Source organism: Agarivorans gilvus, from assembly GCF_001420915.1.
In the GTDB taxonomy this organism is placed as follows: domain Bacteria; phylum Pseudomonadota; class Gammaproteobacteria; order Enterobacterales; family Celerinatantimonadaceae; genus Agarivorans; species Agarivorans gilvus.
In genome coordinates, this window is the sequence record NZ_CP013021.1 from 962,678 (window position 1) to 984,515 (window position 21,838).

Annotated in this window: 24 protein-coding genes and 1 riboswitch; of the genes, 13 read left to right on the forward strand and 11 right to left on the reverse strand. The window is 45.3% G+C overall.

Going from position 1 to position 21,838, the window contains the following annotated elements; translation table 11 throughout:
* Positions 1-140: 140 nt before the first annotated feature.
* From AR383_RS04510 to AR383_RS04535, 6 genes are read left to right on the forward strand one after another with little or no spacing between them, the layout of a single operon-like run.
* The gene (locus AR383_RS04510; RefSeq protein ID WP_055732054.1) at positions 141-1,097 is read left to right on the forward strand and encodes an AAA family ATPase; all 957 of its coding nucleotides are present in this window, start codon (positions 141-143) and stop codon (positions 1,095-1,097) included.
* Positions 1,097-2,011, forward strand: a complete 915-nt coding sequence (locus AR383_RS04515) for a DUF58 domain-containing protein (protein WP_055732055.1) — start codon at positions 1,097-1,099, stop codon at positions 2,009-2,011. The genes AR383_RS04510 and AR383_RS04515 overlap by 1 nt, the downstream gene beginning before the upstream one ends.
* A complete protein-coding gene (locus AR383_RS04520; protein ID WP_055732056.1) occupies positions 2,004-2,534 on the forward strand; it encodes a DUF4381 domain-containing protein in 531 nt (176 codons plus the stop codon). The genes AR383_RS04515 and AR383_RS04520 overlap by 8 nt, the downstream gene beginning before the upstream one ends.
* The gene (locus tag AR383_RS04525; protein WP_055732057.1) at positions 2,527-3,525 is read left to right on the forward strand and encodes a VWA domain-containing protein; all 999 of its coding nucleotides are present in this window, start codon (positions 2,527-2,529) and stop codon (positions 3,523-3,525) included. The genes AR383_RS04520 and AR383_RS04525 overlap by 8 nt, the downstream gene beginning before the upstream one ends.
* Positions 3,525-5,291, forward strand: coding sequence for a vWA domain-containing protein (locus tag AR383_RS04530; RefSeq protein WP_055732058.1), 1,767 nt, complete (start codon positions 3,525-3,527; stop codon positions 5,289-5,291). Before AR383_RS04525 ends, AR383_RS04530 begins: the two co-directional genes overlap by 1 nt.
* On the forward strand, positions 5,292-6,878 hold the full coding sequence (locus AR383_RS04535; RefSeq protein ID WP_055732059.1) for a BatD family protein: 1,587 nt from the start codon (positions 5,292-5,294) through the stop codon (positions 6,876-6,878). It abuts the gene before it with no gap.
* 1 nt (position 6,879) lies between these two features.
* Here the strand turns inward: AR383_RS04535 and AR383_RS04540 are convergent, their stop codons facing one another.
* A complete protein-coding gene (locus AR383_RS04540; RefSeq protein ID WP_055732060.1) occupies positions 6,880-7,164 on the reverse strand; it encodes a YfcZ/YiiS family protein in 285 nt (94 codons plus the stop codon).
* 150 nt (positions 7,165-7,314) lie between these two features.
* Between AR383_RS04540 and AR383_RS04545 the strand changes: the two genes are divergently transcribed.
* The 4 genes from AR383_RS04545 to AR383_RS04560 all read left to right on the forward strand — a co-directional run bounded on the left by AR383_RS04545 (position 7,315) and on the right by AR383_RS04560 (position 10,613).
* Entirely contained in the window at positions 7,315-7,881 is a 567-nt protein-coding gene (locus tag AR383_RS04545) for a sigma-70 family RNA polymerase sigma factor (protein ID WP_055732061.1), read from the forward strand.
* A complete protein-coding gene (locus AR383_RS04550) occupies positions 7,874-8,590 on the forward strand; it encodes a DUF3379 family protein (protein ID WP_055732062.1) in 717 nt (238 codons plus the stop codon). The genes AR383_RS04545 and AR383_RS04550 overlap by 8 nt, the downstream gene beginning before the upstream one ends.
* Before the next feature lie 283 nt (positions 8,591-8,873).
* Complete coding sequence (locus AR383_RS04555) at positions 8,874-10,127, forward strand: outer membrane protein transport protein (RefSeq protein ID WP_055732063.1); 1,254 nt, start codon at positions 8,874-8,876, stop codon at positions 10,125-10,127.
* Between the two features lie 93 nt (positions 10,128-10,220).
* Positions 10,221-10,613 carry a MerR family transcriptional regulator gene (locus AR383_RS04560; RefSeq protein WP_055732064.1) on the forward strand — a complete coding sequence of 131 codons (393 nt, stop codon included), beginning with the start codon at positions 10,221-10,223 and terminating at the stop codon, positions 10,611-10,613.
* Here the strand turns inward: AR383_RS04560 and AR383_RS04565 are convergent.
* Complete coding sequence (locus AR383_RS04565) at positions 10,610-11,194, reverse strand: thymidine kinase (RefSeq protein ID WP_055732065.1); 585 nt, start codon at positions 11,192-11,194, stop codon at positions 10,610-10,612. The two genes, AR383_RS04560 and AR383_RS04565, sit on opposite strands and share 4 nt — an antisense overlap.
* Positions 11,195-11,208: 14 nt before the next feature.
* On the reverse strand, positions 11,209-12,792 hold the full coding sequence (locus tag AR383_RS04570) for a Na+/H+ antiporter NhaC family protein (RefSeq protein ID WP_055732066.1): 1,584 nt from the start codon (positions 12,790-12,792) through the stop codon (positions 11,209-11,211).
* Between the two features lie 53 nt (positions 12,793-12,845).
* Positions 12,846-13,017, reverse strand: a riboswitch (Lysine riboswitch).
* A 176-nt stretch (positions 13,018-13,193) separates the two neighbouring features.
* Between AR383_RS04570 and AR383_RS04575 the strand changes: the two genes are divergently transcribed.
* Positions 13,194-13,601 (forward strand): H-NS family histone-like protein, encoded by a 408-nt coding sequence (locus tag AR383_RS04575; protein ID WP_055732067.1) that lies wholly within the window; start codon positions 13,194-13,196, stop codon positions 13,599-13,601.
* Positions 13,602-13,649: 48 nt separating this feature from the next.
* Here the strand turns inward: AR383_RS04575 and galE are convergent, their stop codons facing one another.
* Together galE and queE are read right to left on the reverse strand one after the other, a co-directional pair.
* A complete protein-coding gene (gene galE / locus AR383_RS04580; RefSeq protein ID WP_055732068.1) occupies positions 13,650-14,660 on the reverse strand; it encodes a UDP-glucose 4-epimerase GalE in 1,011 nt (336 codons plus the stop codon).
* 44 nt (positions 14,661-14,704) lie between these two features.
* Entirely contained in the window at positions 14,705-15,379 is a 675-nt protein-coding gene (gene queE / locus AR383_RS04585; protein WP_055732069.1) for a 7-carboxy-7-deazaguanine synthase QueE, read from the reverse strand.
* A gap of 64 nt (positions 15,380-15,443) precedes the next feature.
* On the opposite strand from queE, the gene queC reads away from it, so the two are divergent.
* Complete coding sequence (gene queC / locus AR383_RS04590) at positions 15,444-16,100, forward strand: 7-cyano-7-deazaguanine synthase QueC (protein WP_055732070.1); 657 nt, start codon at positions 15,444-15,446, stop codon at positions 16,098-16,100.
* A gap of 2 nt (positions 16,101-16,102) precedes the next feature.
* Positions 16,103-16,684, forward strand: a complete 582-nt coding sequence (rrtA, locus tag AR383_RS04595) for a rhombosortase (RefSeq protein ID WP_055732071.1) — start codon at positions 16,103-16,105, stop codon at positions 16,682-16,684.
* Here rrtA and pyrF read toward each other — a convergent pair.
* The 6 genes from pyrF to cmk form a co-directional block, all read right to left on the reverse strand.
* The gene (gene pyrF / locus AR383_RS04600; protein ID WP_055732072.1) at positions 16,666-17,364 is read right to left on the reverse strand and encodes an orotidine-5'-phosphate decarboxylase; all 699 of its coding nucleotides are present in this window, start codon (positions 17,362-17,364) and stop codon (positions 16,666-16,668) included. The two genes, rrtA and pyrF, sit on opposite strands and share 19 nt — an antisense overlap.
* Positions 17,365-17,371: 7 nt before the next feature.
* Complete coding sequence (lapB, locus tag AR383_RS04605) at positions 17,372-18,541, reverse strand: lipopolysaccharide assembly protein LapB (protein WP_055732073.1); 1,170 nt, start codon at positions 18,539-18,541, stop codon at positions 17,372-17,374.
* Positions 18,541-18,831, reverse strand: coding sequence for a LapA family protein (locus tag AR383_RS04610; RefSeq protein WP_055732074.1), 291 nt, complete (start codon positions 18,829-18,831; stop codon positions 18,541-18,543). Before AR383_RS04610 ends, lapB begins: the two co-directional genes overlap by 1 nt.
* Positions 18,832-18,924: 93 nt before the next feature.
* A complete protein-coding gene (locus AR383_RS04615) occupies positions 18,925-19,209 on the reverse strand; it encodes an integration host factor subunit beta (protein WP_055732075.1) in 285 nt (94 codons plus the stop codon).
* A 109-nt stretch (positions 19,210-19,318) separates the two neighbouring features.
* Positions 19,319-20,992: a 30S ribosomal protein S1 gene (gene rpsA, locus AR383_RS04620; RefSeq protein WP_055732076.1), complete on the reverse strand. Its 1,674-nt coding sequence runs from the start codon at positions 20,990-20,992 to the stop codon at positions 19,319-19,321.
* Positions 20,993-21,095: 103 nt separating this feature from the next.
* A complete protein-coding gene (gene cmk / locus AR383_RS04625; protein ID WP_055732077.1) occupies positions 21,096-21,776 on the reverse strand; it encodes a (d)CMP kinase in 681 nt (226 codons plus the stop codon).
* Between the last annotated feature and the right edge of the window lie 62 nt (positions 21,777-21,838).

Genomic DNA, 21,838 nt, shown 5'->3' on the forward strand with positions numbered 1-21,838 from the left:
GCTTAGTTTAACCATTTATTTACAAATTTCAAACAAGTGATTAAAACCAGCTTTAAGCCATCAAATTTAAAGGAAATTTTTGAGCCGCGTCGAAGAGTGTTTTATCATCGCTGCTTGCGGTATCCATTTCAGAGGGAAAAATGAGTAATAACACCTTATCGGCCATTCGAGATTATTTAAATCAAAGCATTGTGGGCCAAGCTGAATTTATTGATCAATTACTTATCGCCTTACTGTCTGACGGACACATCCTGGTAGAAGGTCCTCCAGGTTTAGCCAAAACCCGAGCGGTAAAGGCCTTATCTGAATGTATAGAAGGTGATTTTCATCGCGTCCAATTTACCCCCGATTTACTACCGGCAGATTTAACCGGTACTGATGTATTTCACCCAGAAACCGCCAGTTTTAGTTTTCAAAAAGGGCCTATTTTCCATAATTTAGTGCTCGCCGATGAAATTAACCGTGCCCCAGCCAAGGTGCAATCGGCACTGTTAGAAGCGATGGCTGAGCAACAAATCACCGTGGGCAGCAAGAGCTATGCCTTACCCAAGCTATTTATGGTAATGGCCACGCAAAACCCCATTGAGCAAGAAGGTACTTATCCGCTGCCAGAAGCACAGCTCGACCGCTTCATGTTTAAGTTATGTCTCACTTATCCAGATGCAGAGAACGAGCTAAAAATCTTGCAACTGACCGAGCGTGAAGCCAAGCAAGTGCATTTGCGCCAACCAGAGCCGCTTAGCCAGCAAAAATTGTTTGCCCTGCGCCGCGCCATCATGGAAGTACATATTGCTCCGCAACTCAACCAGTACATTGTGGACTTAGTAGTCGCCACCCGTGAGCCGCAGCGCTATACCGATGAATTTAGTCAATGGCTAGAATTTGGTGCCAGCCCACGTGCCAGCATCGCCTTAGCCCGAGCGGCAAGAGCCAAAGCTTGGTTAGATGGCCGAGACTTTGTCAGCCCAGAAGATATTCAACAACTGGCTTATCCGGTGTTACGTCATCGCTTGCTTCTTAGTTACCAAGCCCAAGCCAAAGGCATAGCAGCCGATACCGTAATTAAACGTTTGATTGAGTTGGTAGCCTTTGCCTAATGAATAAAATTACCCGTCTTTCTCCGGTTAATTTAAGCATTGAGCAGCTCATCGAAGCCAAAGCCATTCATCTAAATATGCCACCATGGCGACAAGTTACCAGTAGTCGCCATGGCAATCGTTTGAGTAAAGTGCGTGGCAGAGGTATGGAATTTGATGAGGTGAGGCATTATCAAGCGGGTGATGACATACGCTGCATTGATTGGCGAGTAACCGCCCGCACCGGAAAAACCCATACCAAGCTATTTAGGGAAGACCGCGAGCACCCGGTGTTTATCTTTCTCGACCTATCCCACTCCATGTACTTTGGCAGTGGTGATAAGCTTAAATCGGTATTTGCCAGCGAATTAGCGGCTTGTTTAGGTTGGAACGCCCAACAATTAGGTGAACGGGTCGCGTTAACCCTACATTTGGGAGAGCAAGCGCATAACCAGAAGCCTGCTGCCAGCAAGACCCATTGGTTAGCCCAATTGCAAAGCATTGTGGACTTGCATAATCAGCAGTTTCAACGCTTAACCGAAGGTTCAATGCAAGTTGGCTCGCCCAGTCATAATTTGGCTAAGTTAAGTCAGTTAATTAAAACGGGCTATCAAGTGCACCTGATCAGCGACTTTTATCAATTTGATTCAGATGCCGCGCTGCACTTGCAACGCTTGTCCCAGCACAATCAAGTATTTGCTTGGCAAATCAGCGATCCGCTAGAGCAACAACTGCCCAAAGCCCAACAGGCTCAGCAACTCGCGGTGAGTGACGGCTCACAACAAGCCTATATCAACCCGAGTAATAAAGCGTTTCGCCAGCAATTTAAACGCTTAGCCGAACAACGTCAGCGTAATATCGAGCGCATGTTACAACAAGCGCGCATTCCCCATCAGCATTTCTCAACAGCCTTAGAGTGGCAAGACTATGCCTGAGCAAACTAATCCCCTAGCAGATTTAAACGATATTATTTTACCTACAGAATTTGAAACCGCCCTCCCCGCTTTAGGTTGGTGGCTACTGGCTGGCTTCATGATTGTGCTTTTGCTGCTAGCGCTATTTATCGCTTGGCGCTACTGGCGATTAAATCAACCACGCCGTGAGGCGATGGCCCAACTAAAGCAAGCAGAACTAAGCTTTGCCGAGCTTAATCTCTTGCTCAAGCGGCTAGCCCTAAGCTACTACCCTCGCCAGCAAGTCGCCTCACTGAGTGGTGAGGCATGGTTAGCCTTTCTCGACAGCAAGGTCAAAGTGGCTTCGGGCAGCTTTCTAGAGTTAAGCGCTCAGTGGCAACACTGTTTATATGCTGCAACCCCCTCTAGCGATAGCCTTGCTTGCCGCGATATGGCCGAGCAATGGATAAAGCGCTGCCGAGCCCCTCTCACTTTAGCGACACTGTTTAGCCTCAAAGGCCGCAACGCTGTTGATAATTCAGCACGAGGGGAACAGCATGTTTGAATTTGTTTGGCCCTATGTGTTTTTAGCGGCGCCCTTGTTGTGGCTAGTGGAGCGCTTTAGTCACAAACAAGCTCAGTCCCCAGAGTTACTGCTCAATAGCAGTCTCCCCTATAGCCAAGCGCAACCCGCCGTAGAACAAAGCAATAGCCGGTTAAAACAAGGCTTACAGTGGCTAGTATGGTTACTCTGCTTGTGTGCCTTGGCAAGACCCGTCTGGTTAGACGAGCAATTACAAGGCATTGATGAACAAGGGCGTGACGTGTTGTTATCTGTTGATATGTCGGGAAGCATGCAAATCAAAGACATGCAGTTACACGGTGAGGCGGTAGACCGCTTAACCGCGCTCAAGTCACTGCTAGCCGACTTCATTGAACAACGCCGTGGCGACCGCCTAGGGATGATACTATTTGCCGACCATGCCTATTTAGCCAGCCCCTTGAGTTTCGACTTAGACAGCTTATTGATTCAGGTTAATGAATTGGTTCATGGCTTGGTGGGTGATAGAACCGCGATTGGTGAAGGCATCGGCTTGGGCATCAAACAACTAATGAACCACCCTGCCGAGCAACGCATTTTAATTTTGTTAACCGACGGACAAAATACCTCGGGCACAGTAGAGCCGATGCAAGCTGCTGAAATGGCTGCCAAAAATCAAGTGGTGATTTACACCATTGGGGTGGGTGCCGACGAACTGTACCAGCAAACCCTATTTGGCAAACGTAAAATTAACCCTTCGCAAGACCTAGACGAAGCCAGCCTTAAACAAATAGCTGGTTTAACCGGTGGCCAATATTACCGTGCCAGAAATACCGAAGAGTTAGCGCAAATCTACCAGCAAATAAATGCCTTAAACCCAATTACTCAAGCCCAACAATTTTATCGGCCGCAGCACGAGCTCTATTACTGGCCGCTGGCTCTAGCCGCTTTAGTGATGTTGGTAATGTTAGCCAAGCCTTTGTTAGCTCAGCGTTTTATCAAGGAGCATAATTGATGTTAGGCCTTAGTTTACTACGCCCAGAGTGGCTATTGCTTAGCCCACTACTATTACTGTTACTGATTAAAAAGCAACAACATGAAAAATCGGCGTGGTCGCAGTTGTTAAAGCCGGCCATCGCCAAGTATTTAGTCAACTCAGAAAGCACAAGGTCGAGTTCACAGTGGCCTTTAGCAGCGTTGTTTAGCTTAATTATTATCGCCTTAAGTGGCCCCAGCATTATCAGTGACAACGTACCGGTATTTCGTGAAGGTAGTGCCCGAGTGCTGATTATGGACATGTCCTACTCGATGCGTGCCCAAGATCTTAAACCGGATCGCGTTGAGCTAGCCAAATACAAGGCTCTAGATTTATTAGCCCAATGGAAAGACGGTGAAACAGCGTTAATAGCCTACGCCGGTGATGCCTTTGTACTTAGTCCCTTAAGCAGCGATAGCAATACGCTAGCTAATTTGGTGCCTCACCTTAAGCCCGAATTAATGCCCGTTCACGGCTCAGCATTAAATCTAGCCATAGATAAGGCCGCTGAACTCATCAAACAAGCAGGCTACGCTCAGGGAGACATTGTATTAATTGGTGATGGCATCTCTGCAGAGCAGCTGCCGCTAAGTTTAGCTAGTCTGCAACAACATAAACTGCGTTTTTCAATGTTAGCCATAGGCAGTGAGGAAGGCGCGCCGATCCCGCTAGAAGACGGTAGCATGCTAAAAGACCAGACTGGCAGCATTGTTATGGCCAAACTAGACGTGGCTAACATTCTGCCTCTTTGCCAACAAACTGGCGGCATCTGCCAGCGCTTAAGCGCCGACAATAGCGATATTGAAAAGCTCGCCTCGTTGCGCAATCGCTCTGCTGACGAAGCCTCAGCAGAAAGCCAACAAGCCGCAGCAAGAAAAGACATTGGTTATCTACTACTGCCATTGATCATATTGCTTATGCTAATCCAACTTCGCCGCGGCGATTTAGTGATGCTGCTGTGCAGCCTGCCACTGCTCGGTTTAAGCCAGCCCGCGAGCGCCAATTTATGGCAAAATCAGGCGCAACAAGCAGAGCAAGCCTGGCAGCAGCAAGACTACCAGCGAGCCGCAGAGCTGTTTAAAGACCCGAACTGGCAAGCCGCGGCTTATTATAAAGCTGGCGACTATAAAAAAGCTCAACAGCTATACGCACAAGATAATTCAGCTACGGCCTGGTATAACCAAGCAAACGCGCTGACTCAGCAAGGTGAATATCAACAGGCAATAGATGCCTACCAACAGGCCTTAAATCAACAACCAGACTTTGCCGAAGCAAAACATAACAAACAACTAGTAGAGAAACTGCTAGAGCAACAGCAACAGCAACAGCAACAGCAACAGCAACAGCAACAGCAACAGCAACAGCAACAGCAAAACAATGATCAGTCATCGCAATCCGGTGAGCAATCAGATCAATCGGAGCAGTCGGAACAAAATGCTCAGCAAGACGCGTCCTCACAGGATGCGCAACAAGAGCAGCAAAACGGCGATCAACAACAAGCAGAGCAACAACAGGCAGAGCAACAAGCCCAGCAGCAAGCTCAAGCTGAACAAGCGCAGGATGAGCAACAAGACAACCAGCAAAACACCGCTGTTAGCCGCTCACCCAGCGACCCAGAGCAACAACAAGAGCTACAAAAATGGTTAGAAGAACTACCCAATGACCCCAGCTTGTTATTACGCAATAAAATGTACCTTGAATATCAAAAACGCCGTCGTCAGCCCAGTAATCAGGAGAATTGGTAAGTGAAAGCACTTAGTTTATGTTTCATGCTATTACTTAGCTTCAGTAGTTACGCAACCACCGAAGTGACCGCTACCGTCAGCCAGAACCCGGTGGCGGTAGGACAAGCTTTTACTTTAGAGATTGTGGCGAACGATACCCTTTCGAGCAATGAGTTCGACCCATCGGTACTGCTCCGACAAAAATTCGTGGTGGGCAGTACCTCCACGGCTCGCCAGCACACCAGTATCAATGGCCAGTCATCAACCCAGACCCGTTGGACAACCACCTTACTGGTACGCGAAGAAGGTAATTATTTGATCCCTTCTTTTAACATTGGTGGTGAAAATACCCAACCCATTCATTTAAAAGCAAAAAAAATAGAGGCCATTGAGCCCAGCAAAGACCAAGTGCGCATGGAAGTGAGCCTAGATAGTGCCGAAGTCTATTTAGGCCAGCCGGTGACCTTTACCGCTAAAATTTGGGTAGCTAATAGCTTAGATCAGGCCAATATTTTTGCCCCCAACATGTTAGACGCCAAAGTAGAAAAACTGGGCGATGACAAACAAGACCTTGAGATTGTGGATGGTAAGCGTTATCGCACCCTCACTCGTCAGTGGCTAATCACACCAGAAAAAGCCGGAGAATATGAAGTAAGAGGGCCCCGTTTAAGTGGCTTAGCCAACGACATCAACCATCGTGCTCGCCCTATCGACATTGCGGCGCAAACTCTAGCTTTAACCGTAAAAGCGCCTCCGGCTAACTTCCCTGGTCAATGGTTACCCTCCCACGATTTATTGCTAAATGAAGAAATCCAACCTTTGCAGAGTGATTATCAACAGGGTCAGGCCTTTACCCGCATCATCAATCTGACCATTGCTGGTATCACCGAACAACAACTGCCAGAGATAGATATCGATTATGGCCCCAACTTCCGCGTTTATCCGGAGCCCTACCAAGACCGCACCATAGTAAAAGATGGGATAGTGTTTGCTCAGCGGAGTTTAAATGTCGCGCTGATCCCGGTCACCACTGGCGAATTAAGTCTACCGGGATGGTCTCTTCCTTGGTGGGATTTAAGCAGTGATAAACTCGCCAAGGCAGAAATAAAAGCTCGGCAAATTAAGGTGGTGCCAGCGCCAGAGAATCAAGCGCTTAACTTAAACAATCCTATGCCACCAACAAACGCCACAGTAGCATCATCAGACACTGGCAGTTCGTGGTTAACTTGGCTATTTGGCTTTGCTTGGTTAATCACCTTAGCCGCGTTAATTTGGTTTATTCGCCAAAGCAAACTGCGTCCGCAGGGCCCTAACCTAGCGCCACAACAAGAAATACAGCAAAATAGTGACTACTGGCAGCAGTTTGCAGCGGCTTGCAAACAGGGAGCTAGCCATCAGGCGGAACAAGCATTAACAAACTGGGTGAACCAACAGCAAGCAACTGGCCAATGGCGAAGCCTACTCAAGAAAATTACCGCAGCAAATTGGGCGAACGCCCCGCAACAGCTAGATTTGAATGAGTTTTACCAAGCTTGCCTAGCCTACAAGCGTGAAACGGAGCAAACAACACAGCGAGAACAACTTAGCTTGTCCTCGCTCAATCCCTAACTTAGCGGTTAAGGCCTAATTGAAAAATTAGGCTTTCTGCCTGACAACAAAAAGTGAAAGAGGCACTTAACTTCACACCACCTTCTACGGCGCTGATTTCACTGTTAATTTCACAAGGATCAGATTCTGCTTTGCGTGCTTTAGCTGTTAGCTCAGTTAGACGCGCTTCCGCCAAAGCTTGCTCGGCATAAAGCTCTTCAACTACAGCGGTTCGCTCTTCACCGTCGATCACCGCACCTACGTCCACACAACAACAAACTTTAGATTCTTCTAACTTCGTTTTCATCAACTTTCCTTTAATCTACAGCAAACTTTAGTTATACCTTTGTCACGGAACTAAAGCATAATTAGAACTACTGTGTAGCATAACCCAAGCTCAGTCGCCTTGACACTTGTCATGATAGATTAGCTTTAATGGATTTATCTAGGAAATAACATGCTTGTCGATTTTTTTCGAAAGAAAAAGTCCAGTCACTCGGTCAAGTCGAGTATGGAAGCAAAACAAACACGTTATAAGGCCTTAGTACAGGCTTACAACCGGGACATTTACCGCTACGCTTATTGGCTGGTAAAGGATAAACACGTCGCCGAAGACATCGTTCAAGAAACCTTTCTTAGGGCTTGGCGCTCGCTTGAGCAGCTAAAAGACGATAAAGCGGCAAAGGCCTGGTTAATTACCATTCTGCGGCGCGAGAACGCCCGGCGCTTTGAGCGCAAACAATTCGATTTAGTCGATATCGAAGAACATTCAGTGGCCGATATCAATGCTCATAGTAGTGAGCAAGAAATTGAAAACGAATGGCTTAGGAGGCAGATTGATAAACTTGCGCCAGAATACAAAGAGCCTTTACTGCTGCAAATTATTGGTGGCTTTAACGGTGATGAAATTGCACAAATGTTAGAGCTAAATAAAAATACCGTCATGACTCGGCTTTTTAGAGCACGAAATCAACTCAAAGAAGCCTTAGAACAGGACCAACATCGAGGACAGAGTAATGGATGAGCTAGAGTTTCGCCGTCAGCTGTATACGAATCCTCGCAATCGTAGCGAGGCGCTATTACAGGAAGCAAGGCGTAATAACAAAAACAAGAAGCTGTATGATGATATGCAGCAGCTTGAAAATAAATTAGAGCAAGCGCTAAACGTTGAAGTACCAGATGGCCTTGCCGAGCGCCTGATGCTGCGCCAAAGTTTTGATGATTCTCGCCAGCAATACCGGCGTAAGTCTCGTTGGCAGATTGCTATAGCCGCTTCCATTGCCTTTGCTCTAGGCCTGAGTACCAGCTTATTTCATTGGCAGCAACAAGCCGCAGATATGGGGCAACTGGCACTACAGCATGTTTATGAAGAGATGCCCTACACCAGCGGAGTTGACGAACAGCCAAGCCTGCAAACCATTAACGCTAAATTGGCACGTTATGGTGCGAGCTTTGAACAACTTCCTGGTAAAGTGGTTTATGTCAATCATTGTGCTTATGCCGGCAGCCCAGCCTTGCACATGGTAATGAAAGGCAAAATGGGTTCCAACATCAATGTTTTTGTGGTGCCTAAATCAACCGAATTAAAGACCGTACAGAGCTTTTCAGATAAAACCTTACACGGCATGGTTGAACCGCTAGCGAACGCCAGCCTAGTGGTGGTTGGCGAAATGAAAGAGCCTATAGAAAAAACCCTGCATACGCTTACCGCTGAACTGAATCAAGCAATTTAAGCTTCATCCTAACTTAAGGCCGCTTTGCTACGCTAAACGGCCTTTTTATAGCTATCAGCCTCAAAAACTTAAACATCTAAGCTTGATGTTTACTGTCAACCCGCTATATTGCCAAGCCACCAACATTAAACACCTGTTTAACTTTTGTGCTACAGCTCGTGTTTTTGACAAAAACATTTAACAAATGCTTAACATTGCGGGTTTTTGCTCCTAGTCTGGTCAGAGGTCAGCTTTGTGACCCTATAAAATGTCGACCACATAACCCGTAAAAAGAGAGGGAATAATGAACATAAGGAAATTATCACAAGCGCTTATTGCTACGTCGGCCGCCTTAACTGCCGCTCATGTAAACGCTGCCGGTTTCCAACTAGTAGAACACTCCGCTTCCGGGCTTGGCCGCTCATTTGCTGGTGAAGCAGCGGTCGCCGACAATGCTTCGGTACTGGCGCGTAACCCTGCTGCCATGTCAATGTTTGACAGCATTGCCGTATCCGGTGCTTTAACTTACATCAAACCTGACGTTTACGTAAAAGGGAATACTGGGGTCAATGCCCTCGACCGAGCCCTAGATAATGAAGACGTAGTACCTGGCGCGCCAGTGCCAGCTGGCTACTTCATTCAACCGATTAATGACAAATGGGCTTGGGGCTTTGGTATGTTCTCTAATTTCGGCCTATCCACCGAGTATCCTGACGATTATGCTGCAGGCCCAATTGCCGGCCAAACAGAGTTAATTACCCTCAACTTAAACCCCAATGTCTCCTACCGCGTCAATTCTCATTTTAGCATTGGTGCGGGACTGAATGCCGTTTATGGTACAGCCAAACTCATTCGCAACTTCGGTAGCAACAGTCCCTTCCCGGCTTCAGGCAACGCGGCACACTTAAAAGGTGATGGCTGGGGCTATGGTTGGAACGTGGGCGCGATGTGGGAAATCAACCCCAATCATCGTTATGGTATTAGCTACCGCTCTAAAGTAGATCTTAAATTTAAGGGTGATTTTTATTCCGACATTCCCGAAGGCCTTAGCACTAACCCCTACGGCACAGGTGGAGAAGAAATCCCCGGTAAATTAACCCTAAATTTACCTGATATTTTTGAGTTTTCTGGTTACAACCGCCTTAATCAAGCGGTAGCGGTTCACTATAGCTATGTTTGGACGGGCTGGAGTACCTTCCAAGAGATCAATGCCACCTCTGATGGCATTGGCAGTGTGATGCAAAAAGATGAAAAATTTAGCGACTCTTATCGCGTATCGTTTGGTGCCACTTGGTACCTCAATCCTGAATGGGAGTTACGCGCCGGTATGGCCTTTGACCGCAGCCCTTCGCGGACTCACAAAACCATCAGTATTCCAGATAATGACCGTTATAACTACGGCTTAGGCTTTACTTACCACCTCAGTGAGCAAGGAAGCTTAGATGCCGGCTTTACCTACATTCAAGGTAAAGAAGGCAGCTTTAACGAAGAAGGGGTGGAATTTGTATCTAAGGGTGACGCCTACATCGTTGCGCTACAATACAACCACAGCTTCTAAAATGGCATTAGCAACCGGCAACTTGCCGGTTGCTTGACCAGCCCGGCAAATTCCCCCACTCTTCAGTTAGGTCTTACTGCACAGAGAGGCAATATGGTAAACAACCCAACCCCTTACACCATTAGTGATTTGGCTAAAGAGTTTACCATTAGCACCCGCAGCATTCGCTTCTACGAAGATCAAGGTTTATTGCACCCAAAACGCGTCGCGAGCAAGCGGCTCTATTCAAAACACGATAAATTACGCTTAAAGCTGGTACTACGGGGTAAACGCCTAGGTTTTTCCTTAAGCGAAATAAAAGAGTTATTTGATTTATACGACGCGAAAATGAACTCTAGCCAAGAAGTGCTTAGTTTAATTGACAATATAAAACTAAAAAAGCTGAGCCTATTACAGCAGCTAGAGGATATTCAGGTGGTGTTAATGGAATTAAAGTCAGCAGAGCGCCGCTGTAACGACGCTCTGAAAAAACTCAACCAGCCCTAGTGTTCGCCGGCATTGCCTTGAATAAAGTGCTTGCGACACAAAGACACATAGCGGTCGTTACCACCGATTTCGATTTGCTCACCTTCACTAAGCACACGACCTTGTCCATCGATACGCGCATTAAAGTGGCCTTTATTGCCGCACCAACAAATAGTTTTTAACTCTTCTAACTTGTCCGCCAAACACAATAAATGATAAGCGCCTTCAAATAACTCCCCACGGAAATCAGTTTTAAGCCCGTATACCATTACCGGTATGTGTAAATCATCCACTACTTTCGCCAGTTGGTAGACCTGAGCACGAGATAAAAACTGGCCTTCATCAACAATCACCACATCCAAAGCCTGTTGTTGATGCTTGGCTTTTACCGAAGTAAATAAGTCTTGCTGCTCACAAAAGGTTTCAGCTGTTAAGGACAAACCAACCCGCGCTTTAATTATCCCCACGCCGTCACGAGTATCCATTGCAGGAATCAGCGCTAAAGGGTTCATGCCCCGCTCTTGATAGTTAAAATGCGCCTGAATCAACTGGGTCGACTTTCCAGAGTTCATTGCCGCATATTTAAAATGTAGTGAAGCCATTTACCCCTCTTTATTTATATCGAGTTATTTAGCGCCATCGCCGCCGTTTGTTGGCGATGGTACAAAGCACCGGTGACAATAGCAAATGCCACAAGACCAACTGACAACGCAGCGCTAACACTGCCACTTAAGCCCATGACTAGGTAACTCAGCATACTGATGGCTGCAACCAACAAGGCGTAGGGCAACTGAGTCGCTACGTGGTCGATATGATGACAAGCAGAGCCGGTAGAGGACAAAATGGTGGTATCAGAAATAGGAGAACAATGGTCACCAAATACCGCTCCAGCTAATACCGCCGATAGCATTGGCAACATCAAACTCACTTCACTGGCCACAGCCATATCAGCAGCAATCGGTAACATGATACCAAAAGTACCCCAACTAGTGCCGGTAGCAAAGGCCATCAAACCGGCCAATACAAAAATCAACATCGGTAACATGGCTGGATTCATCGCGCCATCCAGTTGAGAAGCGAGATATTTACCCGTTTCTAGATCACCAATCACACCGCTAATAGACCAAGCAAATAACAAAATAATGATAGCCGGCAGCATCGCTTTAAAGCCTAGGTAAACGGCTTTCCCCACTTGGGCTAAAGACAAACGCTGACGAATAGCAAACAAGCCGCTAATCAACAAACCCACGATGCCACCATAAACCAAGGAGATAGTTACATCGGTATTTTCTAAGGCAGCCAGTAGTGTAAAGTTTTGCTCTTGCTCCAGCGCAGCCGCACCGGTAATAACAAAACTAGAAAAAGTCACTAGGGTCAAAATTACAATCGGTAATACTAGGCCTAACGGCGAGCCATTATCAGCTTCAAAATCATGGTTTACGCTTCCCGCTGGGGTACCTTTTTCGGCATCAAATAATTGGCCTTGCTCCGCGGCACTTTCATGCTGACGCATAGGGCCAATATTGAGATTAAAATAAGCCACGGCTAAGGCCATTAATAACGCAAAAATAGCGTAGAAATTCAGTGGAACCATGCTAGCGAAGGCCGCTAAGGGACTGATATCAGATATGCCGTGGGTAACCAACAACCCTCCCACTAGGGCAATAATATAGGCCCCCCAGCTAGACAACGGCATCAGCACACACATCGGTGCGGCGGTGGAATCCAACAAATAAGCCAACTTAGCCCGCGATACTCCTGCTTGATCGGTAAGGGGACGCGTTACACTGCCCACCGCTAGGCTGTGGAAGTAATCATCCACAAACACCACAAAGCTTAATAAAGCGGTGGTCATAGTGGCTTGGCGGCGTGTTTGGATACGTTTTTTCGCCCAGTTTGCAAAAGCGGAGGTAGAACCGGTGGCGGTCATTAAGCTGGTCATTGCCCCCAGCAATAATAAAAACGCAATAATTTGAATGTTCCAACCATTAGCCGCACCGTCATCCCACACTAGCCCCAAGGCTAAATTGCCTAGGTACTCAGTGGACGAGATAAAAGAAAACTCGCTAATAAGCAGGGCTCCGGCGACAATGCCACAGCTTAGCGCAACAATCACTCGACGGGAGATTAAAGCGACACTTAAGGCGATAAGTGGCGGGAGTACCGATAAAAAAGAATCTGTATAAGACATGGTTTGCATCTATTCTCTGTTATTTAATCCAGAGAGCAAACTGAGTGAGCACTACGAAGGCGGCACTCTGTAGCTCTCCATAGTATTCACTATGACAGTGGCGCACTTATTAAATGCGTCACCAGCAAACCGTGTTGACGAGACGATTTACTTCGGCGCGGGCCCCTTTCTTACAAAGCCATAGGTGTCACCCCACTTTGTAGTACTTTTGACCAGCGCTCCTCTACAATATAGCGTTAGTGGCTGCATTATACCCACAAAAGCAGAATCTTCAACCACTAACAAACCTGTAATTTTATCAAAATAATTTAAAAAACTACTTAAATAAACATGAGTAATTGACAAGAACTAATTAACAATTAAAATTTAATTGATTCTCTAATTAAAAATTAAATGAATGTAGGATTAATATGAGCGACTTTGTTAAGGTATTTTTAAACGCAAGAAGCCTTAAAGCGGCTACCAAAGAGCTATCTATTGAGCAAATAGAAGATAGCTATAATAAACTAAAAACTATTTTGGATGAGCGTTACGCGCTTAAACAAGAAGAAGAAAAGCAACAGCAAGAAAAAAGAGAAAAGCTAGAAAAATATAAAGCCTTGCTTGAACAAGATGGCATCGATCCTAACGAATTATTAGAAATGATTGGCGATGCTCCGGTTAAAGAGCGTAAAAAACGTCAGCCTCTACCCCCAAAATATAAGTTTATTGATGAAAATGGCCAAGAGAAAACTTGGACTGGCCAAGGAAGAACCCCATCTCCTATTCAGAAAGCTATCAAGAACGAAGGAAAGACTAAAGAAGACTTCTTAATTTAGTCCAATATCCTTATAAAAAAGGAGCTTTATAGCTCCTTTTTTATTTGATTAAGCAAAACCGTTTGGATTGGCTTGTTGCCAGCGCCAAGAATCTTCGGCCATGTCATTTAAGTCTAATTCGGCCTGCCAGTTTAATTCCCGTTTAGCTAAGCTGGGATCAGAGTAACAAGCCGCAATATCACCAGGGCGGCGCGGTGCCATTTTATAAGCAATAGTCTTACCAGATACCTTTTCAAAGGCTTTAAGCATTTCTAATACACTATAGCCTTGACCAGTACCTAAATTGTAGGTCACCAACCCGGCGTTATCAGCCAGCTTAGCTAAGGCTTTTAAATGTCCCTTAGCTAAATCAACCACATGAATGTAATCTCTCACCCCTGTCCCATCTGGTGTATTGTAATCATCGCCAAATACACTGAGTTGCTGTAAACGACCAACAGCCACTTGAGTGATATAGGGAACCAAGTTATTTGGAATGCCATTAGGATCTTCGCCAATTAAACCAGACTTATGCGCACCTACCGGATTAAAATAACGTAATAAGGCAATATTCCAACTATTATCGGATTGATATAAATCCCCTAAAATTTGTTCCACAATTAATTTAGAACGTCCATAAGGATTGGTTGCGCCAGTTGGAAAGCTTTCTAATATGGGAACGGTATGTGGATCACCATACACCGTAGCCGATGAACTAAACACCAAATTTTTAACACCATATTCTGCCATCACCTCACATAGAGTTAAGGTTCCAGAGACGTTATTTTGATAATAATGTAATGGAATAGTCGTCGACTCTCCTACCGCTTTTAAACCGGCAAAATGTATCACCGATTTAAATTGATACTGAGCAAAAACCTCTGCCAAGGCTAATTTATTACATACGTCCACTTGGTAAAAATCAGGACGCTTTTTACAAATTTGTTCAATTCTATCAACAGAAGCCGGATGAGAGTTGCAGAGGTTATCAACAATCACCACCTCTTCTCCCTGCTCCAATAATTCGACTACGGTGTGGCTACCGATATAGCCGGCGCCGCCGGTTACTAAAATAGTCATAGTCATCCTTTATATAAGTAAAAATAAAAACAGAAAATATCTTACTACTCAATTCCAATAAACTTATGTGTCTGCAAAGATAAGCGCCAATTGTTTGCAATACAGGCATCAATACACAATTGAGTAGCCCGAGTTTGCTGACTAATAGGTTGTAAACAAACTAGCACGCTTTGCTTATTTTGCATGCGATTCAGCAATGCTTGCAGATTATCTATATCTCGCTCTCTAGCTACCGGATGCTTAATTTCATTTGTTCGCTCTAATGCGTCAATTAACACCGTTTTACCACCTTGCATGGCGACTTTTGGTGATACTGTCACCCAGGTTTCTGGCGCAACTCGAATTGGGTAGGTGCCACTGGTTTCTAGCTGCACCGAATATCCCGCTTGAATTAAGACGCCTGTTAACTCAGTTAAGTCGTACATGGCAGGCTCTCCGCCAGTAATCACGATATGTTTTGCACTGTACTGAGTGAGTAAATCACAAAGCTGCTGGGCAGAAAGTTTCGCCCAACGAGCGGTATCACCACTCACCCCAATAATTTGCTCACTACTCACTTGGTCATCGGGGGAAACCTGCCAAGTATGTTTAGTATCACACCAAGAACAGCCTACGTCACATCCTTGTAAGCGAATAAAAACAGCGGCAACCCCGGTGTGGAAACCTTCACCTTGAATAGTTTCAAATATTTCATTTACCGGTAAAGCTTGTTTTGACATTTGTATACCAAATCATAATAAGGGAGAATCTACAGCATATTAGAACATATTTGATGAGTAAAAGATGAAACAAAAAGCCGTGGTTATTTATTCCGGTGGTATGGATTCCTTCACCGTGTTACATAAAACGCTACAACTTGGCCTTCAGCCCCATGCACTCAGCTTCAACTACGGGCAACGCCACGTTAAAGAGCTGGAATATGCGCAAAAAGTCTGCCAGGAGCTGGGCATTGAACACAAGATTGTTGATATCACCAGTATCAATCAACTATTAGCTGGCTCATCATTGACTTCCGATATTGATATTCCTGAAGGGGATTATCAAGAAGAATCGATGAAATCAACGGTAGTGCCTAACCGCAATATGATTTTGTTATCTCTTGCGATTGGCTATGCGGTTTCGATTGGCGCTAAAAAAGTCTTTTATGGTGCCCACTCTGGCGATCATGCTATCTACCCTGATTGTCGCCCTGAATTCGTTAAAAAGATGAACGAGGTGAGTTTAATTGCTAACTACGAAGCGGTAGAAGTGATTAGCCCCTACCTAGAACAGTCTAAAATAGATATTTTGCGTGACGGCCTAAGCATGCAGCTTGATTATGCCAAGACTTGGACCTGTTATAACGGAAGGGAGCATGCCTGCGGTAAATGTGGAGCTTGCCAAGAACGCCTCGAAGCCTTCCAGCTAAATGGGGTTAAAGATCCTTTGAGTTACGAATAAGCGTGTTGCAGCTATTATTGAAACGCTACTGGTTTTTACTGCTAGTGATTAGCGTGAGCTGGTTTTCGTTAGCTCACTCAGAGCTACTTGCTTGGAATAGGCCACTGATACAACAAGGTGAGTATTGGCGCATCTTCACCGGCAATCTGGCCCATGGCAACCTCACTCACTGGGTGATGAATATGATGACCCTAGCAGTGATTTATTTCATTTATGATGACCGATTATCCAATTGGCAATTTTGCTTATTAAGCAGTTTACTGGCAATTATTGGCGGTGCTTCGATAATGCTCACCAACTACCATATTTATGTAGGACTATCGGGAGTGACCCACGGCTTAATTGTTTACGGTGCTTGTAGGGATGTATGCTGTGATAAACCTAAGTCTGGTTATTTAGTACTGGCCGCGATTGCGCTTAAATTAGCTCTTGAGCAGTATTACGGCGATGACCCCTGGGTTAGTGGCATGATAGGCATCGATGTCGCCATTGATGCCCATCTTATTTTTGCTAGCCTCGGCCTAATCCTAGCAGTGCTAGCTTATTGGCTTGGGCCACGCCCCGCTTACTCAGACAACTCTTGATTAATTTGCTGCAATACCTGCTTAGGCGAGGCCGCTTGGGTAATCGGGCGGCCAATAACAAGGTAATCAGAGCCCGCAGCAATGGCTTCTACAGGCGTCATGATACGACGCTGATCTCCTTGCTCACTGCCACTGGGGCGGATCCCCGGAGTCACCAGCAAGAAGTCTTCACCGAGTAAACTCTTTAATGCCGTTGCCTCATGCGCCGAGCAAACCACACCATCTAAGCCACACTGCTGAGTTAAGCTAGCTAGTCGCTCAACCTGCTGCTGTGGGCTAAGCTCTATGCCTAAGTCTTGTAAGTCGGCTTGCTCCATGCTGGTAAGCACCGTAACAGCGATTAACTTAGGACGTTTGTCGCCATATGGTTGTAAGGCAGCCTTGGCGGCTTCCATCATGCGACGCCCTCCACTGGCGTGCACATTGACCATCCAAACCCCTAATTCAGCCGCTGCCGCGACAGCCTTGGCTACGGTATTGGGAATATCATGAAATTTAAGATCTAAAAATACTTCAAAGCCTTTGTGATGTAGCGCTTTCACTAACTCTGGGCCAAACAAGGTAAACATTTCCTTACCCACTTTTAAGCGGCATGAGCTGGGCTCTAGGCCATCAACAAAGCTCATACACTGCCGTAGATCAGCATAATCAAGGGCAACCAATACCTTAGGGTCTTGCATGTTAATATTACTCTCCGTCTAATCCCACTATCGGTTTCACCGTTCCCCAACTCTTACATGACGGGCAATGCCAGTAAATGGAGTGAGAGGAAAAGCCACAGCGACGACACTGATAGTGCGGTTTTATTTTTAATTGTTGAGTTACCAAGCCTCTCAAGACTTGCAAACTCTGCTTGGCCTGCCCTTCTTCTGCAACCTCAAGATGCAGGCCCATAAGATGATGAAAGCCCTTCATAGTAGGGTTTCGCCTTAATTCCTCGGCCAATAAGTCTTGAGCGTGCTCAGCACCATGTGCTTCTCGATATATTGCAGATAAGGCAATAATGACACTCGCTGAGCTTTTAATCGAAAGACAATACTCAAGGAACTGTTGGAAATATTCGGGTTTTACTAACTGCTCACAGCAGGATTGATACAAGCTCAAGGCATCAGACACAAAGTCAATATCTTGCTCGGGAATACGATTTAAGTTTTTTAACGCGGCTTTGTAGTCGCCATTGGCAAACTGGATCTGCGCCAAGTGCAAACTGGCCCGGACACAACTTTTATCGGTAGATAAAGCTTTCTTCAATAAAGCTTGGCTTTTCGCCAATTTACCGGCGGTTTCTAACTCTTGGGCTTGTTCGCAGTAAAAATGAGCGATTTGCCGATGTACATCACTTAATTTATTTGGATCTATTTTCTTTGCCACACTAATGGCTTGAGGCCACTCTCGCGTTTGCTGATAGATATTTAACAGCTGTTTAAGCGCCGCTTGGCGATAATCAGGCTCGTCTTGTAATTCCAATAACAAAGCTTCCGCGCGATCAAATAAACCAGCGGCTAAGTAATCTTTTGCGAGTTGTTGTAAGGCGAGGTTCTTTTGGTCAATATCGATGCCTTCGCGAGCGATTAAGTTTTGATGAATGCGAATAGCACGATCCACCTCGCCACGCTGTCGGAACAAGTTACCAAGGGCCAAATGGGTATCGATAGTGTCTGAATCTACCTGCAATAGCTCAACGAATAGATCGACTGCTTTATCAGATTGATTGGAGAGTAAAAGGTTTAAGCCTTCGACATATTGCTTGGAAACACGGTTAGTTTGCTGTTGCTGGTTCTGCCGAACACTTCGCTGCCCCATATACCACCCATAGGCGGCGGCAACCGGCAATAACAAGAACAACAAGCCCAGCATTAACTATCCTTGACCATCTCATCTTGCAATTTATTAAGCTGTTTTTGTTGTTTAGCCAAACGCCTTCGAAGAGCAGCACGTTCTAGACGGATTCGAGTATAAAAAGCTAACAAAAACAAAAGACAGGTAATGAATCCAGCAATAAAAAGCCCAGCCATTAACCAAGATAAGCGCATTTCAGACTCGGCGATAAGATAATTAACCCTTACCAATTCGTCATTCTGTGCGCCCATGGCGAGAGCAGTAACAAATAATACAACTAACAATAATGTTGAAAAAATTGCTTTCACATAACCTCCCAGAGCCAAACAAAAGCTAGGGAAATTATGCAGCAATCACGCTAATTTAACCAGCCAAGATCACCGTATTGTAAAACAAACGGCTTATAGGCCTGTATTAACCCGCTCTCTTAACTCTTTACCAGGTTTAAAGTGCGGAACATACTTGCCAGAGAGTTCGACTTTTTCACCTGTTTTAGGATTGCGTCCTACGCGAGGAGCCCTAAAGTGCAAAGAAAAACTACCAAACCCACGGATCTCAATTCTGTCGCCATCCTGTAAAGAACAGGTCATTTGCTCAAGAATTTCTTTAATAGCCGACTCAATTTCTTTACTGGTAAATTGAATATGTTTACTAGCGAGTATTTCAATCAAATCAGATTTAGTCATGGATTCTCCAAGCCATTGATAAAGGGAACTAATACCAGTGTAGATAAAGAAATGGGGGGAACAAGTCCCCCCCAATATTCAATCACATAAATCTAAAAAGATTTAACGATTATTCGCCTTTAAGCGCTGATTTGAATGCATCAGCCATAGCGTTACCAATCTGAGCATCTTCTTTCTTGTTCAGAGTAGCCATTGCTTCTTTCTCGTCCGCTTCATCTTTAGCACGGATAGAAAGGCTGATTACACGGTTCTTACGGTCAACACCAACAAACTTAGCTTCAAGTTGGTCACCAACAGAAAGAACTAGTGAAGCGTCTTCAACACGGTCACGGCTAACGTCACCAGCACGTAGGTAGCCTTCTACACCACTTGCTAGCTCAACAGTTGCGCCTTTAGCATCAACTTCAGTTACAGTACCGCTAACTAGAGCACCTTTCTTAAGGTCTGCTAGGTAGTTGTTGAATGGGTCTTCAGCAAGCTGTTTAACACCTAGGCTAATACGCTCACGTTCTGCATCCACTTGAAGTACAACGGCTTCAATTTCGTCACCTTTCTTAAAGTCACGAACTGCTTCTTCACCTTGAGCATCCCAAGAGATGTCAGATAGGTGAACAAGACCGTCAATACCGCCGTCAAGGCCGATGAAGATACCAAAGTCAGTGATAGACTTGATCTTACCTGAAACTTTGTCGTTCTTATCATGAGTGCTAGCGAATAGCTCCCATGGATTAACTTTACATTGTTTCAAACCAAGTGAGATACGACGACGTTCTTCGTCGATATCCAATACCATAACTTCAACAAGGTCACCCACGTTAACAACTTTAGATGGGTGGATGTTTTTGTTAGTCCAATCCATTTCAGAAACGTGAACTAGACCTTCAACACCGTCTTCGATTTCTACGAAACAACCGTAATCAGTTAGGTTAGTTACGCGACCTTCAAGACGAGCACCTTCAGGGTAACGGTTAGCAATAGCTACCCATGGATCTTCACCCAATTGTTTCAGACCTAGAGATACACGAGTGCGCTCGCGGTCGAACTTAAGTACTTTAACGTTGATTTCGTCGCCAACATTAACAATTTCGCTTGGGTGCTTAACACGTTTCCAAGCCATGTCAGTGATGTGTAGTAGACCGTCAACACCGCCAAGATCAACGAATGCACCGTAGTCAGTAAGGTTCTTAACGATACCTTTAACTTCTTGACCTTCTTGTAGGTTCTCAAGAAGTTGGTCACGTTCAACACTGTTTTCAGTTTCGATAACAGCACGACGAGAAACCACTACGTTATTGCGCTTCTGATCAAGTTTGATAACTTTAAATTCAAGCTCTTTACCTTCTAGGTGAGCAGTATCGCGAACTGGGCGAACGTCAACTAGAGAACCAGGCAAGAATGCACGGATGGTGTTAACTTCAACTGTAAAGCCACCTTTAACTTTACCGTTAATGATACCAACAACCGTTGCTTGCTCTTCGTAAGCACTTTCAAGTTGGATCCACGCTTCGTGACGTTTAGCTTTTTCGCGAGAAAGAACAGTTTCACCGAAACCATCTTCTACTGCGTCAAGCGCAACATCAACTTCAGCGCCAACTTCAATTTCTAATTCGCCAGCAGAGTTTTTGAACTGCTCAGCAGGAATGGCAGATTCTGACTTAAGGCCAGCGTCTACTAGTACCATGCCGTTTTCGATACCTACTACAGTACCTTTAACAATCGAACCAGAACGGAATTCTAGATCCTGAAGTGACTCTTCAAAGAGTTGAGCAAAAGATTCAGTCATTATTTAATTACACATATAAAAACGTCCACTTAGCAATCCGGCTAAATGGGGTTAACAATAAACACCTAACTCGTCCGTGTTTAGGTGCACCAAGTCCCAGAGATTACTGGGTTAATTTATTATCGATAAACTCTATCGATAATTTCACCACTTCTTCAATAGAAAGTGATGTTGAATCAATAACTAACGCATCTTGAGCGGGTACCAAAGGTGCCACCGTTCGATTTCGATCACGCTGGTCACGTTCTTCGATTTCGCTCAAAAGGTGTTCAAAACTAACATTAAAGCCCTTTTCTTGCAACTGATTATAGCGCCGCTGGGCTCGTTCCGCAGCACTGGCTTCTAAAAATATTTTCGCTGGTGCATCTACAAATATCACCGTTCCCATATCTCGGCCGTCTGCAATCAAACCGGGCGTTTGTCTAAATGCGCGTTGGCGACGCAACAAGGCTTCTCTTACTCGAGGAAATGCCGCCACTTTAGAAGCGGCATTGCCAACGGTTTCCTTTCTGATTTCAAAAGAGACATCTTCTCCTTCCAAAATCACTAAGGTGCCCTTTTCACTGGCTTTAAAGCTTACGTCAAGATGAGCAGCCAATAGGCTTAGGGCGTCTTCATTATCTAAAGCCACATCATGGTGAAGAGCAGCTAGGGCAAGAACTCGATAAATCGCTCCGCTATCCAAAAGGTGCCACTGGTAATGCTCTGCTAGTTTTTGGCATAGAGTGCCTTTACCTGATCCACTCGGGCCATCAATGGTTACCACTGGAACGTTCTGAGTCATGAGTCCTCCGTAATGTCCATAGCAAAATGCGTGTTCTCTTCTGGAGTTAGTAGAGAACTAAA